The following is a 16,533-nucleotide window of genomic DNA, read 5'->3' as shown; positions in this document are numbered from 1 at the left end:
GGTTGTCAGAGAACTGTACGTCATTCCGTAAAAGTTCCTTATTCTGCGAAGCGCTTCAAAATGATCGTCGCGTTATGACCGCCAAAGCCGAATGAATTGGACATGGCGATTTGTACATCCGCATCTCTAGGAACGTTCGGCACGTAGTCGAGATCGCATTCCGGGTCTTGATTGTCCAAGTTGATCGTAGGGGCAATTCTGCCTCTCTCAAGCGTCAGCCCCGTAATAACCGCCTCTACGCCGCCGGCCGCTCCGAGCAAATGGCCGGTCATCGATTTGGTCGAGCTGACCGCCACTTTATAAGCATGGTCGCCGAGCGCCTTCTTGATCGCCGTCGTCTCCGATTTGTCGCCGACGGGCGTCGAAGTGCCGTGCGCATTAATGTAGTCGATCTCCGACGGTTCGATGCCGGCATCGCGGATCGCGCGCGACATGCACCGTGCAGCGCCTTCCGGATCGGGGTCGGTCATATGGTGCGCATCTCCGGACATGCCGTAGCCGATGACTTCGGCGTAGATGTGGGCTCCGCGCTTGCGGGCGTGTTCCAGCTCCTCAAGAACGAGTATGCCGGCGCCTTCGCCCATGACGAATCCGTCACGGTCCGTATCGAACGGACGACTCGCCTTCTCGGGCTCTTCGTTGCGCGTCGACATCGCTCTCAATGCGCAGAAGCCCGCCATACCGGTTGGACGGATCGTCGCCTCGGCACCGCCGCAAATCATCACATCGGCATCGTCGCGCTGAATCAGCTTGTACGAATCGCCGATCGAGTGGGTGCCCGTAGCGCAAGCGGTAACCGCCGTACTGTTGGGGCCTTTGGCGCCGAACAGCATGGAGATTTGTCCGGATGCCATATTGGCGATCATCATCGGGATGAAGAACGGGCTTACCCGCTTCGGTCCCTTCTCCAGCAATATTTTATGCTGCTCTTCCCATGTCCCGAGTCCGCCGATTCCCGAGCCTACATACACGCCGCACCGTTCGGGGTCCGCGTTCACTCCGATTTCGAGCTTCGCATTCTTCACCGCGAGCTGGCTGGCCGCCACGCCGAATTGAACGAACCGGTCCATGCGTCGAGCTTCTTTTTTGTCCATGTAATCTTCAGGGTTGAAATCGTGGATTTCTGCAGCGATATGGGTCGTATACTCGCTCGTGTCGAACGACTCGATTACCGAGACGCCGGATTTGCCTGCCATCAGGTTGTTCCAAAATGTTTCCAGATCGTGCCCCAAGGAAGACATGACTCCCATTCCGGTTATGACGACTCTTCGTTTCATCAGTTCCCACCTCTTCGACATCACGACGATAGTTTCAAGCTTTATCAGAAGCTCCGGTCTTGCGGCCGGAGGCATCGTTTGCATCATTAATGAGGAGAAGTCCCGTTCCTGACATGAAAACGGGACTTAAAACGCTTGTTTGGTTTTGCTTATGGTGCCGAAAGCTTAAAAGTTGCTTATGGAGCAAGCTTTCTCGAAAGCTCAGCGATTCCTTGCGTAGTAAGCTTTCTTCGAAAGTTCAGCTTTGCTTACGTTGCGAGCTTTCTTCGAAAGCTCAGCTTTTGCTTACGTAGCGAGCTTTCTTCGAAAGCTCTTAGGTATGAGACTTTATGTATTCTACTACCTCTCCTACGCTTGTAATCTTCTCAGCGTCTTCGTCGGAAATTTCCAAATCGAACTCGTCTTCCAACTCCATAACCAATTCGACTACGTCGAGGGAATCTGCACCCAAATCGTCTTTGAAAGATGCTTCGAGGGTGACTTCAGACTCTTCAACCCCGAGGCGATCGACCACAATGCGCTTTACGCGGTCAAAAATATCGGACATCCCGTTCACCTCCTCTTTGGTATTATACGAGAAAAGAAACTAAATTGCCATACCTGACCGACAGCTTGCCCGCGCCGGCCAAGGAATGTCAGGTTTCGACGAATTTCTGCGCCGTTTGCTGCGACAGCCGAGGCCTATGTTACATGTACATGCCGCCGTCGACATGAAGCGTCTGCCCCGTCATGTAGCCGGAATCGTCGGACGCGAGAAAACGTACAACTCTGGCAATGTCCTCCGGCTGCCCGAGGCGGGCGAGCGGGATTTGCTGCATCATGGAATCGCGCTGCTCCTGGGTCAGCTTGTCGGTCATATCGGTTTCGATAAAACCGGGCGCGACCGCATTAACCGCAATATTGCGGGAAGCCAGTTCCCTAGCGGCCGATTTGGTAAGGCCGATGACGCCGGCTTTCGCTGCGACATAGTTCGCCTGACCCGCATTGCCGAGCACGCCGACGACGGAAGAAATATTGATGATTTTGCCGGAACGCTGCTTCATCATCGGACGGGTAACCGCTTTGATGCAGTTGAATACGCCCTTCAAGTTCGTATTGATAACTTGATCAAATTCTTCCTCTTTCATGCGCATGATCAGGTTGTCGCGCGTAATCCCCGCATTGTTGACCATAATATCGATTTTTTGAAACCGGTCCAGCGTCTGCTTGACCATCTCTTCCACTTCCGCGGAAGAGGCTACGTCCGCCTTCACCTTGAACGAACGGCGTCCCAAGCTCTCGATATGCTTCACGACTTCCTCGGCGGCTTGTTCGCTGCCCGCGTAGTTGACGACGACGTCGGCGCCGGCTTCGGCCAATCCGATCGCTATCGCCCGGCCTATTCCACGGGAAGCTCCCGTAACAATCGCCACTTTTCCTTCCAGCATCGCATTCCCTCCTTCAAGATGACGTACGAACGGCTTGAAGCTCCGCGGCGAATTTCTCCAACGATTCGCAGCTGTTGATCGATACGGTCTGGACCTGCTTATCCACTTTTTTGATCAGCCCCGCCAATACGGTGCCGGAACCGATCTCCACAAACGTATCTACCCCTTGAGCGATCATCCACGCGATGCTGTCTTCCCACAGCACGGGAGATACGACCTGATCCACGAGAAGCGTCCGGATTTGATCCGCTTGAAGCACCGAATCCGCCGTCACGTTGGCAACGACCGGGATGCTCGCATCCTGCATGGCGACGCCGCCCAAAGTGACCGCCAGCTTGTCGGCGGCGGGCTTCATGAGGGACGAATGGAACGGGCCGCTCACTTCAAGCGGAATGACCCGCTTCGCTCCGGCTTCCTTGCCGCGCTCCACAATCGCCTGCACCCCTTCGGAGCTCCCGGAAACGACGATTTGTCCCGTACAGTTCACGTTGGCCATCTCTACAACGCCCGCTTCCGACGATACGGTGCGGCACAGCTCGGCCAGCTTCTCGCGGTCGGCGCCAAGTACGGCCGCCATGCCGCCTTGACCGCTCGGCACCGCTTGCTCCATGAACTCACCGCGCGCCCGGACGGTCCGGACCGCATCCTCGAAGCTCATGACGCCCGCGGCAACGAGCGCGGAATATTCGCCCAGGCTGTGTCCCGCGACGAAATCGGGCTCTATGCCGAGCTCCTTCACCGCTTCCAGTATCGCGATGCTTGTCGTCAGCAGGGCCGGCTGGGTATTCGCCGTCTTCTTCAATTCTTCTTCAGGACCTTGAAATATAATGTCGGTAAGCTTGAAGCCGAGCGCTTCGTCCGCTTGCTCGAAGCGGCTTCTGGCAGCCGCGTGGCCGTCGTAAAAATCTTTTCCCATGCCGACGGCTTGAGCGCCTTGACCGGGAAACACAAACGCGATTCGTTTCATATGCAGTTCCCCTTTCGTTCGTAGTAGTTCCGCAGAGCGTTACCAAACCAATACGGAGGCGCCCCAAGTCAGTCCGCCGCCGAAGCCGACGAACAGCAGCTGGTCCCCTTCCTTGATCCGGTTTTCCCTTACCGCTTCGGCCAACGCGATCGGAATGGAAGCGGCGGAAACATTGCCGTATTTGTGCAAATTAATCATGCACTTTTCTTCAGGCAGCTCCAAACGTTCCAGAGCCGATTGGATAATGCGGACGTTCGCCTGGTGCGGGATGAGCAGGTCGATCTCGCTTTTGTCGACTCCCGCCTTGCGCAGCGCTTCCTCCGCCGCGGAGCCCATAATTTTCACGGCGAACTTGAACACTTCTTTGCCGGCCATGTAAATGTACTGCATCTTCGCATCCAGCACTTCCTGGCTGATCGGATTGCGGGAGCCGCCTCCGCACGCTTTCAGCAGCTCGCCCCCGGAGCCGTCCGCCCCGAGCTCGAACGACCGGAATCCCCGGCCTTCCGGAACTTGCCCCAATACGACCGCCCCAGCTCCGTCTCCAAACAAAATGCACGTATTGCGGTCCGTATAGTCGGTTATTCTCGACAAGCATTCCGCGCCGATAACCAGTGCGTTTTTGTACATGCCGTTCGCGATCAGCGCCGTCGCGTTGGCCAATCCGTAAATAAATCCGGAGCATGCCGCGGATAAATCGAAAGCCGCCGCCTTCTTCGCTCCGAGCTTGCTTTGCAAAATGCAGGCCGTCGACGGAAACGACATGTCCGGCGTAACCGTCGCCACGATGATCAGATCGAGGTTTTCCGGCGATATGCCGGCGTTGCCAAGCGCCTCCAGCGACGCTTCGTATGCCAGATCGGAAGAAGCCTGTTCGGCGGACGCGATCCGCCGTTCGCGGATGCCGGTACGGCTGACGATCCATTCGTCGTTCGTCTCCACCATCTTCACCAGATCCTGATTCGTCAATACCCGCTCCGGCACGTACATGCCGGTACCCAATATGCCTACCGGTACTCCATTCATTTTATCCATCTCGCTTCCTGCTGGTTTCCGTGGAAATCGCCTCGACCAGCCGATTCGCCAAAGCGATTCGCGCTTGCCGGACGGCATTTTTGAAGGCGTTGGCGTCCGAAGGGCCGTGGCTTTTCAGCACAAGCCCGTTAATGCCGAGCAGCGGCGCCGCACCGTGCTCGCTGTAGTCCATCTTTTTCTTGAAGGCGGACAGCCCGGGCTTCAATATGGCCGCAGCCAGCTTGCTCACGAACGTGCGGGTAAATTCGGTTTTCAATGCCGAGAAAACGACCTCCGCGGTTCCTTCCATCGCCTTCAGCAATATGTTGCCCGCAAACCCGTCGCATACCAGCACATCGCACGGACCGTGAAGCACTTCCCTTGCCTCCACATTGCCTACGAAATGAATCGGCGCTTGCTCCAGCAGCGGATAAGCGGCTTTCGCGAGCTCATTGCCTTTCGCCGCTTCCGTACCGACGTTCAGCAGTCCGACGCGCGGCTTCGCCAGTCCGTGCACTTTGCTGCGGTAAATGCTGCCCATGATGGCGTACTGCAGCAAATTGTCCGCCGACGAGTCCATGTTGGCGCCAAGATCCAAGGCCAGAACGCCGCTGCCGTCCATCGTAGGGAGCATGGGGGCAAGAGCCGGTCTTTCGATCCCGTCGATCCTTCCGACGATCAACAGCCCCGTCGCCATCAGCGCACCGGTATTGCCGGCCGATATCATCGCGTCCGCGGCCCCTTCCCGGATCAGCCGGCCCGCCACTACCATCGAGGCGTCTTTTTTGCGCCGTACGGCCCGGGCGGGCTCGTCATCCGCGGAAATGATATCCGAAGCATGCATTACGGTTATATTGGCAGGCTTGGCGCCGTCCGGAATATGCGCCGATATTTTCTCCTCGTCACCGACCAAAATGATCTCCACATCGTTCCATTCTTTAGCCGCCAGCAGCGCACCTGCCACCGTCATCGCGGGACCGTGGTCCCCGCCCATGGCATCAATCGCGATTCGCATGCAGCTCTTCCCCTCTTTCATTCAATTCACCCGCAGAACGATAGATCAGAAAGTTTCCGTGAAATACCGTCTCTTCTCCGACATACGTAAACACTTCGACCTTCGCTTTTCCTTTCTGTCCGGAGATCGTGCGGACATACGCCTTCGCGATGCATTTCTCGCCAAGCTTCACCGACCGGATAAACCGGATGTCCGCCGATGCCGTGAGCGCCATTTCATTGTTGATGACGGCAATCGCAAGCGAATTCGCCTGCGAGAACACATGGTGGCCCCGGGCGATTTTGGTCCGGGAAAACACGTGCTCTTCTTTAATTTCGAACATCGATATTCCGCTCTTGTCCAATTGCAGGTCAATGACGTCCCCGATCACCTCATGTAGCGGCAAAGACCGTACTTGATCGTACGTCCGCTCGGCCATCAGCTTCAATCTCTCCCGAAGCTCCGGAATGCCGAGCTCCAGCCGGTCGAGACGGATCGTTTGGATGCTCACCTTGAATAGGCGGGTAAGCTCCTCGTCCGTGACGAACGGATTTTGATCCAGCTCTTTGGCCAACTGCTGCTGGCGTTGACGTTTGGGCATTCGTTCGATAACGGGCACCTACTTTCCATGTTCATGCAATCGTTCGTTTCGCATATATGAATCGACGTATCGATTATTACCAGGTACTAAACGTTAGTATAAGTTATTCCGATTGAAAAAGAAAGTACTTCCCCGCACGCCTATCCCCGGGCTCCCCCGGAAGCGAAGCGCGTATCGAGTACCGCTTCTTTATGTACAAAAGAAAAAAGCACCTCACCGAAATGAAGTACCTTTTGCTCACGATCCGTTATTACTGCTTTACGATCTCTCTGCCCTTGTAAGTTCCGCACACTTTGCAAACGCGGTGAGCCAGCTTGAATTCGCCGCAGTTTTCGCATTTTACCATGCCCGGTACGGACAATTTAAAGTGAGTACGGCGTTTGTCGCGGGTCGCTTTAGAAGTTTTACGAAAAGGAACTGCCATATTCCCACCTCCTTCACAAATCTTATGACTACTGTTTCCCTTTGTCTAGCAACTGCTGCAATACGGCGAGTCGCGGATCGATACGCGCCTCCGGCACGGCCGCGGGATCGATATTGAGATTCGCCCCCGTCTCCGGGTTCAAGCCTTTGCATTCAGGAGTGCACACCGGAATGTAAGGTAAGCCGAGCAGGACGCTCTCTTCGATGTACGGCGTCAAGTCGACGACGTCTTCGTTGATCACATGCAAATCGTCTTCATCGGCATCCGAACGGTTTTTGTCGCGTGTAAATCGTTCCCTGAACGGGATCGACAGCCGCTGGCCATACTGGCACAAACAACGCGAGCAAACAAATTCGGCGGGCAAGGTCAGCGTTCCGGATACGTCCACAACGCCGGAATCGGTCATGGCCTGCACCTCGATGAGAAGCGGTTCGGCACGTGTTACATCGCTCTCCCCTTGAAACAGATGCCCGACGTCCGACTGCTCGATACGCCGGACCTGTCCCGAATGGGAAGCCAGATCCCGAATGTTCAATTGCATGTTTATCACTCCAAACAAACATAGACTATTATATCGATTCCGTTCCTGCTTTGTCAACATTTTCACTGCATGATATAGTGTAGTTACCCCAAAAAGTGACGAAGCTCTCTGCAGCTTATTCCGATTACTTTTCGGGGACCCCGAGAATCCAGCCCCACAAAGTGAAGTGAAGCTGACGAAGCATAACCGATAAGGAGTCCTCCCATTGAAAACGGTCGGAATTATCGTCGAATACAACCCATTGCATAATGGCCACGTTTATCATTTCCAACAAAGCAAAATTGTATCAGAAGCCGACGCGGTCGTCGCCGTCATGAGCGGCAGCTTCCTGCAGCGGGGCGAACCCGCTCTCGTCAGCAAATGGGCCCGGACGGAGATGGCCTTGCGCATGGGAGCGGATCTCGTCATCGAGCTTCCCGTCGCCTATTCCACGCAGCCGGCCGAATGGTTCGCCTACGGGGCCGTATCCGCGCTCGAAGCGACGGGCGTCGTCGATGCATTCTGCTTCGGCAGCGAGAGCGGCGACATGGAGCTGCTGCAAGCGGCGGCGAAACGGCTTCATATGGAGGACCGTGCAAAAGTAGCCGTGGATCCGTCCGCTCCGGAACCAGGCGATGCCGAAACGTCCGGCTTCCGGGACACGATCCGCGCCCGTCTGAAAAGCGGGGCGAGCTACCCGTCCGCGTATGCGGCGGCCGCGGGATCGCTGCTGGGAGAAGGCGACGGCGAATGGCTCGCACAGCCGAACAATACGCTCGGCTTGCACTATTTGCTTGCTCTGGAGCGGCTTCAAGGCAGCATGCGCCCCTATACGATAAGTCGGCAAAAGGCCGGCTACAATCAAACGGACATTTCGGACGAGCGAATTGCGAGCGCGACTGCGCTGCGCAAGCTTCTTGCCGACGACACGACTGCCTTCGCCATTCGCCCTTTCGTTCCCGCCTACACGCTGGACATTTTACAGCGCGAAATGGCTGCCGGACGCGCGCCGGTTAATTGGGAATCGTTCTTCCGTACGCTGCTCGTCCGCCTGGCCGTTACCGGCGTCTCCGAATTGGCGGAGCTCGGCGAGGTGACGGAGGGGCTGGAGCATCGGATCAAACGATCGCTCGCCGCCGTGCATCCGGACAAGGGCGGTCCGTTCGAACAGCTGATGCATGCTTTGAAGACGAGAAGGTATACCCGGACGAAGCTGCAACGAATGATGACCCGCATCCTGTTGAACCATCGTAAAGAAGAGCTGTCACCCGAGCTGCTTCGTTCCGGCGTACCGTATTTGCGAGTGCTCGGCTTTTCCCCGACCGGACAACAGCTCTTGAAAACGATGAAAAAAACAGCAGGCGTACCCGTCGTTACAAAGGCCGCTTCCCACAAGCACCCGTTTCTCGAACTCGACATACAGGCAGCCGCCGTCCACGCTTCGGCGTACCGGACGCCGTCGCAAACGGACCTGTTCCGCGATTATTACGAAGCGCCCCTTCGTCTCGGCGAGCGGGAGGCCGAAGAAGATTAAGTTTTCGGTTTCAAACCGGCAAGATAGCGGACCGCTTCGTCCAAAGTCGCCACCGGAACCACTTTCATTTTCGACGCGATTTTGCTCGCTTGGTCGGCTGCGTCGGAAGCGTTCGGCACATCGGCGCCGAGGTTGCATTCACCCTTCTTGCGATCGACCGGCGCGAAGAAAATGTCGGCCTTCTCCCGGTCCGCCGCGACGATTTTTTGCCGGATCCCCCCTATGGAGCATACCGTGCCTTTCGCATCGATCGTGCCCGTGCCGGCAATCCGGTACCCGCCTGACAGATCTCCCGGGGTGAGCTGGTTGTATATCTCCAGCGAGAAGAGCAGTCCGGCGGACGGTCCGCCAATTTCGCCGGCATCGATCGTTACTTTCTTATTCCCTTGCTCCGGCGCGATTTCAAGCAGCTCGGCGGTCGATATGCCGAAACCGATACGGGGCTCGCCGCTTGCCGCCCCGCCCGAAGCGCCGGTCCTGCCCGTTTCTTTGTCCAATGCATTCAAATCTTTTAACGTAACGGCCACTTTTTTCTCCGTTTTGCCCCTCTTGACCGTAACCTCGATCGACTCGCCCGCCTTGCGGGGTTTCAACTCGTTCAAAATATCTTCGTGCTTGACGATCGGCTTGGAGCCGACTTGCACGATTTTGTCGCCGGGGTGAAGAATCCCGTCGGCCGGGTACCCTTCGATCGTCTGCATGACGAGCACGCCCTGCGAATCGATTGTATACGATATTCCCGCCTGCTTGTAGGCGGCCTGGATGGCGCTGCTCTGCGAGTCGAGCATGACGTACTCCTGACGGGTCGAATATTCTTCCTCCGAGCTTCCCCGCAGCACTTCTTCCTTTTTGCGGATTTCCGTGTTCGGGTTAAACCTGGCGGTCAAATAACTGAAAATACTGGAGCGCCCCATCGTAACCGTAGTCAGCATAAACGCGCCTTTCTCCTCTTCATCGCCGTTCGCGACCTTCACCATCGGCTTGATCTCTTCCGCCGTCCCGGGCTTGTAGATGTAGTACGGCACCGGAATGAAGTAGAAGGCGTATACGATCGTAAGCGTTATGAGAAACGAGGATAGGAAGCCGCGCGTCCATTTCAGCTTGTTGCGTTCTCTTTGGCGGTAATCGATCATCCTTGACGCTCCTTCCATGATCCGGCTAATCCATTATGCCGTCAGGCTTGGTCTAAAGGACAGCCGCTTCGCGTAAACATGTAGCACCCATAAATAGGAGGCAAACTCATATGCGAATCGGAATATTTCACGCGAGAAGCCGTGAATATACGGTAGCGCTTGCCCTGCTGACGGCCGTATTTGTACTCTCAATCCTGTTGTTTCCGGAACGCGCTTTCCAATCCTCGCTCGGGGGATTGACGATATGGTGGAACATCGTGTTTCCTTCTATGCTCCCTTTCTTGATGCTGAGCGAAATGATGGCAGGCTTTGGAGCCGTCCGAGGATTCGGGACGCTTATGGAACCGTTGATGCGGCTTGCGTTCCGTATTCCCGGCCTAGGCGGGTGGGCGATAGCGCTGGGAGCCGTCACCGGCATGCCGGCAGGCGCCGAAGCGGCCGGTAAGCTCCGCCGGGAAAACCTCGTCAGCCGGGAAGAGGGGGAACGCATTCTTGCGCTCTCCCATGTCGCCAGCCCATTCTTCGTCCTGACCGTGATCGGAGCCGGATTTCTGCACAATGTCGAGACCGGAGCGGCCATCGCCGTCATTCATTATGTTTCGGCAATTGCGACGGGACTGCTGCTCCGTGGAGTACGATTTGGCTCAGCTCCCGTTCCGCTTTCCCTGCCGCCCGAATCGGCCAAGCCGAAAGCAAGAGAAGCCCGGAAACCGATCCTCCTTCGTGCGTTGTCCGATATGCATCATGCCCGACTCGAGGACGGGCGCACGTTCGGCAAGCTTCTGGGAGATTCCGTGTCCGGGGCGATCCAGACTCTCATGATGATCGGCGGTATTATGATCGTATTCTCCGTGCTGCTCGGAGTCATGGACACGTTCGGAATCGCCCGTCTGTTAGCGGAAGCCGCATCGCGGGCCGCGCCTAGCTTATCGGCGCCGCTCGAAACGATCAGAAGCGGACTGTCCGGCTTGTTCGAGCTGCATATAGGCACCAATCGGCTGAGCCAAATACCGGCCGCGAATTCGGTCACGGCCGCGCTGATAGGTGCGGCGTTGGCCTGGAGCGGATTAGCCGTCCATTTACAGGTGAAAACCGCCATTCGCCAAACCGATTTGCGTTACCGTTTCTTCCTCCTGTCCCGGATCGTTCATGCGGGATTGTCATTCGTTCTTACGCTGCTTTCGTGGCGCCCGATAACGGACTTGTTTCAACGTTCCGAACCGAGCTTCCTGTCCGATACCGCCTCGGCAACGGCATATTCCGGCGGCTTAACGTTCTGGTGGGCGTGGACCGCCATACCGCAGCGGATCGTGGAGCTGGGGCTTGTTCTTGCGATTGCAGTCGTCTTGTCGCTGATCGTGTCGCGAGTGCTTCGTCCGTCCAAAACGGTCTGATCGACAGCCCGCGAAGGACGCTTCCCTTACCGTTGTTACCGGTCTTCCGTGTACTTGATCCGCAGTGCCGCTTCGACTTCAAGCGGAACGAGATCCGATACGGGGCCGTGGTAACGGGCGATTTCTTTCACGATGCTCGAGCTCAAGTACGAATATTGCGGGCTTGTCATCATGAAGAAGGTTTCCACTTTATCGTTCAACTTATGATTGAGCGACGCCATCTGCATTTCATATTCGAAGTCCGAAACGGCCCGCAGCCCTTTAACGATGACATGCGCCTTCTTCTCGGCTACATAATTGATCAGCAAATCGCCGAAGCTGTCCACTTCGACATTGGGTACGCCCCGCGTCACTTCTTGAAGCAGCTGCGTCCGCTCCTCGACGGTAAACAGCGGATTTTTCCTGCTGTTGTTCAACACCGCCACGATAACCTTGTCGAAGACGTTGGCGGCACGGTGGATGATGTCCAGATGCCCGAACGTAACCGGATCGAAGCTGCCCGGATAGACGGCGATCTTGTAATCGTGCTTCATCTCGTTCATTTTAACCATCTCCTACACGGTTAGATTCAGGTACGGCGATAAATGGATACGGCCGTTTCCCCGTATTCGGCATGCTTAACCCGAACCGCATCGCCGATCCGGTCTCCGAACTGATTTGCCGAATCGTGCTCGACAACGATTGTGGCGGCATTCGCCAGCATGTCCATCTCCAGCATCGAGCCGATCAGCTCCGGGATGGCGGTCATCTTGTATGGCGGATCGAGAAAGACGAGATCGAACCTCGCTTCCCGCTTGCCCAGCGCTTTGAGCGCCCGGAGCGCGTCGTTGCGGTATACCTCCGCTTGATCCTCCAGTTTTGCCGCTTTCAGGTTGGATCTTACAACGTCGATGCTTTTTATGTCCGCGTCAACGAAAACGGCTTTGTCCATCCCTCTGCTGAGCGCCTCGATGCCAAGCCCGCCGGTACCCGCAAACAGATCGAGCACGCTGCCGCCTGCAAAATACGGGCCGATCATGCTGAAGATCGCTTCCTTCACCTTATCCGTCGTCGGCCGCGTTCCCATTCCCGGCACCGCTTTTAACGGCCTGCCTTTGGCCGATCCCGAAATGACTCTCACGCTGTCCACCCCATAATTGCGCAATATGTATGACTCCAAACAGCCGGGTTGCCCTTTATGACTGCGGGTCCGGCTGATTTTCTGTAGCTATCGTAACATATTCGGCAAATAAACCACAAAATTTTTGAGAAGGCCTGTATATCTTTTTCCAAAATGGGACATATTGAAGATATCGACATCCAAAAAGTGTCGTAGACAACCGCGGAGAAGACTTACGTTTCCCCATAAGCTCTTCGTCCGGTTTCTCCTCTCCCATGAGGGGGTCGCGCAAGCGGCCCCCGAGACCTTGATCCGCTTTGCCTTGTGCAGAGCGGTTTTTTTGTTTTTATGGCTTTGACGGATCGCCGCCTCCGATAGAGAACGCGCGATCGACTATTTTACTGTCTTTATTAGCAGGAGATTGTATCTGTAAATGATTGCAAGAGAAAGGATATAGGAAATAAAAGTCCATCCAAAGTTCCAACCATTAGTATAATTAACTTTGTTGAGAACAAGACTTACCCCTTCCAAAGCGGATAATAATACTGCGGAAATAAATATTGCAACTTTATATTTTTCTTGATGCAGATTTACGAAATGTATCATGAAACAGGCGACAATGGGAAAAAGACCGACATTTGAAGTGAAAAGCGATAATGAACCTAAATGAGCGGGCTCGTGGGACCACCATTGTATATGTACTCCAAAATCATTTACCGCAAAAGAAATAAGCGATGCGACGGGACCTATTGTAATAAGAGTTTTCAAGTCATTCTTTAAGAGGTAACAACCGAATAACCAAGGAATAATAAATCCAAATGTTAAACCGAACACCAAATGAATTCCCCCCTTTCCTTATACTCTTCCCCATAACGACATTCCCGTTCAAAACCCATTATGTAAGGCTACTGACGGTAATATTTTTTCCAATACGAACCGTTACAATGAATGAGAATAAATGTTAAGGGAACCCATACGGCCTATCGATGAACATACTGGCAAACGTATGCTAAAGAATAGCCGGAGCAGTTAGCGGTAATGATAACAAACGGTTTTCAATCTAAACTAAGGAGTTGTTATTTCCAGATGGGAATTCTAGGCGGTAATCCTAAAGACCAGCCTCTGCATTATGGAGAAGTATTCGATCTCTGGTCTTTCTCGATGAAAGCAAAAGGTTGCATTTCCATTTATAGAGCATACTCATATCATGCCGGTGATAAAGAACTGAAAAATATTCTGGGCGATTTGATCAACCAAGCGGAACTGGAATCCGAAGAATGCGATCAAATTCTGATTCACAATGGAATCCCTTCTTCACCTACTCTCCCTGCGAGACCGGAAGCCAAGCTTGAAGATATTCCTGTCGGCGCAAGAATCACGGATATAGAAATTGCCTCCTTAGTAGCTGCCGATACCGCTGCAAGCATGGCGGCATGCAGCATGATAATGGGTAAAGCGATTCGAGAAGACATCGGAGCATTATTCGGCAAGTATCATGCAACAAAAGCAGCTTTGGGCTTGAAAATTTTGCAGTTGAACAAGGAAAAAGGATGGCTGGTGCCGCCTCCTTTGCATATCAAAAGACCCGAGCTCGTTGAAGCTTAAAAATTATACAGACAACCCTCGAGAGCGTGTAGCTGCCGGGGGTTGTTTTTATTTCTGCATAACAGAAATAAAGCAAATGAACCGTGGACGCGGATAATATAAGGTGAGGCTGGAAACGATACATGAAACCATCTTCCCGAAAGGAGCGTTTTACATTGGCCGATAAAAAAATTACGGGACAAACGGCATTCGAAACGGCGGGCATTCCGACGCCTCCCGATCAAGAACATATCGGTTCAACCGACATGATCAGCGACGTGATCGAGGGCATTATGGACAATATCGAAGAAGAGCTTTATCCGGAAGATGCCGGCAAGCTTCACGACGAGTAAGATAGCTGCGGCAAAAGAAAAGCACCCTGCGAGGGGTGCCGGACCTTTGCCGTATTAGCTTTTATCGGGGATAAGTTCTGAATAGCATGCAATAGTGCTGCATTTACATACTGCCTGATACAAATGATGCAAGCCGATTACATACAGTAGTGCAGGTAGATTCCGCGATTTTAACCATTTTCGTCCAAAATTCGATTGTGTACCTGCACTTTTTGCATCCAAACCATAAATAATCGCTGAAAATGCCCGAACAACATGCATTTTTTGCATGTTACACTCCTGCCGCCGCATGCATCTCTCTTCGGCGCGAATTACTTATTGGGCGGTTTTTTCTTCGCCCGCAGCAGCTCGATCGCAACTCCAAGCGCTATGCCGACACCGATCCCAATGGCAATATGATTGATAGCAACGCCGATTCCGGCTCCGAGAGCAATGCCGATAGCTATGCCGGAGCCGTTACTTTTTCTCTCCATATCGTGTCCCCCCACCAGTTGTTATATACTAATACGCTGCTAGAATGCTTTGGTTTCCGCTAGATTCATGCCAGTCATTTTTGAAGATTTTTACGATCCGATTCCTTGACAATTGTACAAACTTTTCATCGTTTTATCCAAAGACTTTTCGCGAATCACCAACTTTCTGATAACGCTCTCATGTAAAAGGGAAATCGGTTTCTATCGGCAAGCCGAAATATTCCGTCTCGGTCATGAACGGTACGATGGACATAAATTCCGCCTTCCGGACGATGGAGGAGGAAGCGATTAGTGCGATACAGACGTTCAAGCAGACGACCGCGAAATAGACAAAACGCCCTTCCATCGGCACCGTTCGGTCCTGCGCATTGGCCGAACCCGCCGAAGAAGGGCGTTTTTATGCAATCCTACAAAAAATCGAACAGCTCATGCATCGATCGGATATGCCCGACAAAAGGAATTTGCCTGCGCTTCAGCTCCTCGATCCGGGCGTTGTAGGCCAAGAAGGCGATTCCGCCGGACTGGGCCGCTTTCCCGTCAATCCACGAGTCGCCTACGCTCAACCACTGCTCCGGGTGAATGTCCGGGTAGCGGGACATGATGTGGGCGATTCCGGACGGAGAAGGCTTCAAAGCGGTCATTTGCTCCCGCCCGGCAATATGGTCGAAATACGAAGCGATTCCGGTCCTCTCCAGAGCATCGATCGCAGCCTCCCGCGCATTGTTCGTCAGGACGGATAACCGCACCCGTTCGCGCAGACGCTCCAGCACCTCCGGTACATGCGACTCCAGCTCCGCCCCGACCATGCCTTCCCGCTCCCCGGCCACGACCGTATCCCATACCGCCGCTTCGTGCTCCACTGTGAATCCATCAGTTGAACGTGCCGATTCGATCAGCGTAGCAATCGTATGTTCATGAATAGGGAACGATGCCGGAAGCAACCCGGCTTCCGTTACTTGAGCGAATACGTCCCGCTTGATTCGCGGGAAGTCGATGGTGGACTTTAACAGCGTATTGTCCATATCGAACAGAATCGCTTGATAGCGGCAGCTTCGGTTCATCGGTTACCGTCCAGAAAAGCGATCAATTCGCTCGTGCGGGTGACGAATAAGTCCGGTGTCGTGTCGAACCGGTGCGTTTGCACGTTTTCCAGCCAGTGCGCGCCGATCGTAAATACTCCGGCACCTTTACCGGCGCGCATGTCGGCTTCGCTGTCGCCGATAAACAAGGTTTCCGCTTTGTCCGCCCCCAACGATTTCATCGCCGTCAGCACGCCTTCGGGATCCGGCTTCGGGCGCGACATCTCGTCTCCGGAGACGGTTACGTCGAAGTAGGAAGTCATGCCGAGCCGCTCAAGCGATATATCCAAAGAGTCTCTACCTTTGCCCGTCACGATTCCCATCCGATACCCTCTTTGTTTCAGCTCGGAGAGCAGCGCGATCATATCGGCGTTCGGTTGCACCATGCGCTCATGTTCCCGTTTATACAGCTCATAGAACAGCAGGACGGCCTCCTCCGCCGCTTCCCGGTTGCCCAAATTCAATCGGATGATGTCGGCTTCCGTTGGTCCGAACATGGCAACGACATCAGGGCCGGTTAACGTTTTGCCGTCGTATTTCTTAAACGCCTCGCCGATCGAATGAATGCAGATGGGAAGCGTATCGGCCAATGTGCCGTCAAAATCGAAAAGTACGGTAGTAATGCTCACATGTTCACACTCCGATCTTATTGGTAGTCCG

At 54.3% G+C, this 16,533-nt stretch carries 21 protein-coding genes; 4 read left to right on the top strand and 17 right to left on the bottom strand.

What is annotated here, in order from left to right; genetic code table 11:
• Positions 1 to 38: 38 nt before the first annotated feature.
• The 9 genes from fabF to FE783_RS03305 form a co-directional block, all read right to left on the bottom strand.
• On the bottom strand, positions 39 to 1,277 hold the full coding sequence (gene fabF, locus FE783_RS03345) for a beta-ketoacyl-ACP synthase II (RefSeq protein ID WP_138877914.1): 1,239 nt from the start codon (positions 1,275 to 1,277) through the stop codon (positions 39 to 41).
• Between the two features lie 313 nt (positions 1,278 to 1,590).
• Complete coding sequence (gene acpP, locus FE783_RS03340; RefSeq protein ID WP_138877913.1) at positions 1,591 to 1,824, bottom strand: acyl carrier protein; 234 nt, start codon at positions 1,822 to 1,824, stop codon at positions 1,591 to 1,593.
• Between the two features lie 139 nt (positions 1,825 to 1,963).
• Positions 1,964 to 2,704 (bottom strand): 3-oxoacyl-[acyl-carrier-protein] reductase, encoded by a 741-nt coding sequence (gene fabG, locus FE783_RS03335; protein WP_138877912.1) that lies wholly within the window; start codon positions 2,702 to 2,704, stop codon positions 1,964 to 1,966.
• A 13-nt stretch (positions 2,705 to 2,717) separates the two neighbouring features.
• The gene (gene fabD, locus FE783_RS03330) at positions 2,718 to 3,671 is read right to left on the bottom strand and encodes an ACP S-malonyltransferase (RefSeq protein WP_138877911.1); all 954 of its coding nucleotides are present in this window, start codon (positions 3,669 to 3,671) and stop codon (positions 2,718 to 2,720) included.
• Positions 3,672 to 3,710: 39 nt separating this feature from the next.
• On the bottom strand, positions 3,711 to 4,697 hold the full coding sequence (locus FE783_RS03325; protein ID WP_138878273.1) for a beta-ketoacyl-ACP synthase III: 987 nt from the start codon (positions 4,695 to 4,697) through the stop codon (positions 3,711 to 3,713).
• A 1-nt stretch (position 4,698) separates the two neighbouring features.
• A complete protein-coding gene (gene plsX / locus FE783_RS03320) occupies positions 4,699 to 5,700 on the bottom strand; it encodes a phosphate acyltransferase PlsX (RefSeq protein WP_138877910.1) in 1,002 nt (333 codons plus the stop codon).
• A complete protein-coding gene (gene fapR, locus FE783_RS03315; RefSeq protein ID WP_138877909.1) occupies positions 5,684 to 6,280 on the bottom strand; it encodes a transcription factor FapR in 597 nt (198 codons plus the stop codon). The genes plsX and fapR overlap by 17 nt, the downstream gene beginning before the upstream one ends.
• Before the next feature lie 250 nt (positions 6,281 to 6,530).
• A complete protein-coding gene (gene rpmF, locus FE783_RS03310) occupies positions 6,531 to 6,704 on the bottom strand; it encodes a 50S ribosomal protein L32 (protein ID WP_138877908.1) in 174 nt (57 codons plus the stop codon).
• Between the two features lie 28 nt (positions 6,705 to 6,732).
• The gene (locus FE783_RS03305) at positions 6,733 to 7,245 is read right to left on the bottom strand and encodes a YceD family protein (protein ID WP_158301601.1); all 513 of its coding nucleotides are present in this window, start codon (positions 7,243 to 7,245) and stop codon (positions 6,733 to 6,735) included.
• Between the two features lie 205 nt (positions 7,246 to 7,450).
• Between FE783_RS03305 and FE783_RS03300 the strand changes: the two genes are divergently transcribed.
• Positions 7,451 to 8,758, top strand: coding sequence for a nucleotidyltransferase (locus FE783_RS03300; RefSeq protein ID WP_138877906.1), 1,308 nt, complete (start codon positions 7,451 to 7,453; stop codon positions 8,756 to 8,758).
• Here the strand turns inward: FE783_RS03300 and FE783_RS03295 are convergent.
• Positions 8,755 to 9,891: a SepM family pheromone-processing serine protease gene (locus FE783_RS03295; protein ID WP_158301600.1), complete on the bottom strand. Its 1,137-nt coding sequence runs from the start codon at positions 9,889 to 9,891 to the stop codon at positions 8,755 to 8,757. The genes FE783_RS03300 and FE783_RS03295 overlap by 4 nt on opposite strands.
• 110 nt (positions 9,892 to 10,001) lie before the next feature.
• Here FE783_RS03295 and FE783_RS03290 point away from each other — a divergent pair, with 110 nt between their 5' ends.
• On the top strand, positions 10,002 to 11,285 hold the full coding sequence (locus FE783_RS03290) for a sporulation protein (RefSeq protein ID WP_138877904.1): 1,284 nt from the start codon (positions 10,002 to 10,004) through the stop codon (positions 11,283 to 11,285).
• Positions 11,286 to 11,320: 35 nt separating this feature from the next.
• Here FE783_RS03290 and coaD read toward each other — a convergent pair whose 3' ends face one another.
• From coaD to FE783_RS03270, 3 genes are all read right to left on the bottom strand, one after another.
• A complete protein-coding gene (gene coaD / locus FE783_RS03285; protein ID WP_420799702.1) occupies positions 11,321 to 11,836 on the bottom strand; it encodes a pantetheine-phosphate adenylyltransferase in 516 nt (171 codons plus the stop codon).
• Positions 11,837 to 11,853: 17 nt separating this feature from the next.
• Positions 11,854 to 12,405, bottom strand: coding sequence for a 16S rRNA (guanine(966)-N(2))-methyltransferase RsmD (gene rsmD / locus FE783_RS03280; RefSeq protein ID WP_138878272.1), 552 nt, complete (start codon positions 12,403 to 12,405; stop codon positions 11,854 to 11,856).
• 372 nt (positions 12,406 to 12,777) lie between these two features.
• Entirely contained in the window at positions 12,778 to 13,218 is a 441-nt protein-coding gene (locus FE783_RS03270) for a CBO0543 family protein (protein WP_138877901.1), read from the bottom strand.
• Between the two features lie 252 nt (positions 13,219 to 13,470).
• Between FE783_RS03270 and FE783_RS03265 the strand changes: the two genes are divergently transcribed.
• Positions 13,471 to 13,989 (top strand): DUF3231 family protein, encoded by a 519-nt coding sequence (locus FE783_RS03265; protein ID WP_138877900.1) that lies wholly within the window; start codon positions 13,471 to 13,473, stop codon positions 13,987 to 13,989.
• A gap of 155 nt (positions 13,990 to 14,144) precedes the next feature.
• Positions 14,145 to 14,321 (top strand): hypothetical protein, encoded by a 177-nt coding sequence (locus FE783_RS03260; protein WP_238402840.1) that lies wholly within the window; start codon positions 14,145 to 14,147, stop codon positions 14,319 to 14,321.
• Positions 14,322 to 14,632: 311 nt separating this feature from the next.
• Here the strand turns inward: FE783_RS03260 and FE783_RS37890 are convergent, their stop codons facing one another.
• The 4 genes from FE783_RS37890 to FE783_RS03250 form a co-directional block, all read right to left on the bottom strand.
• Positions 14,633 to 14,794 carry a glycine zipper domain-containing protein gene (locus FE783_RS37890; RefSeq protein ID WP_202916120.1) on the bottom strand — a complete coding sequence of 54 codons (162 nt, stop codon included), beginning with the start codon at positions 14,792 to 14,794 and terminating at the stop codon, positions 14,633 to 14,635.
• A 178-nt stretch (positions 14,795 to 14,972) separates the two neighbouring features.
• A complete protein-coding gene (locus tag FE783_RS37390) occupies positions 14,973 to 15,140 on the bottom strand; it encodes a hypothetical protein (protein ID WP_158301599.1) in 168 nt (55 codons plus the stop codon).
• 61 nt (positions 15,141 to 15,201) lie between these two features.
• A complete protein-coding gene (locus tag FE783_RS03255) occupies positions 15,202 to 15,855 on the bottom strand; it encodes an HAD family hydrolase (RefSeq protein ID WP_138877898.1) in 654 nt (217 codons plus the stop codon).
• Positions 15,852 to 16,502, bottom strand: a complete 651-nt coding sequence (locus FE783_RS03250) for an HAD family hydrolase (protein ID WP_158301598.1) — start codon at positions 16,500 to 16,502, stop codon at positions 15,852 to 15,854. The genes FE783_RS03255 and FE783_RS03250 overlap by 4 nt, the downstream gene beginning before the upstream one ends.
• Positions 16,503 to 16,533 lie beyond the last annotated feature (31 nt).

Source organism: Paenibacillus mesophilus, from assembly GCF_005938385.1.
Classification (GTDB): domain Bacteria; phylum Bacillota; class Bacilli; order Paenibacillales; family NBRC-103111; genus Paenibacillus_AB; species Paenibacillus_AB mesophilus.
This window is presented reverse-complemented; position numbering and strand designations above follow the sequence as displayed.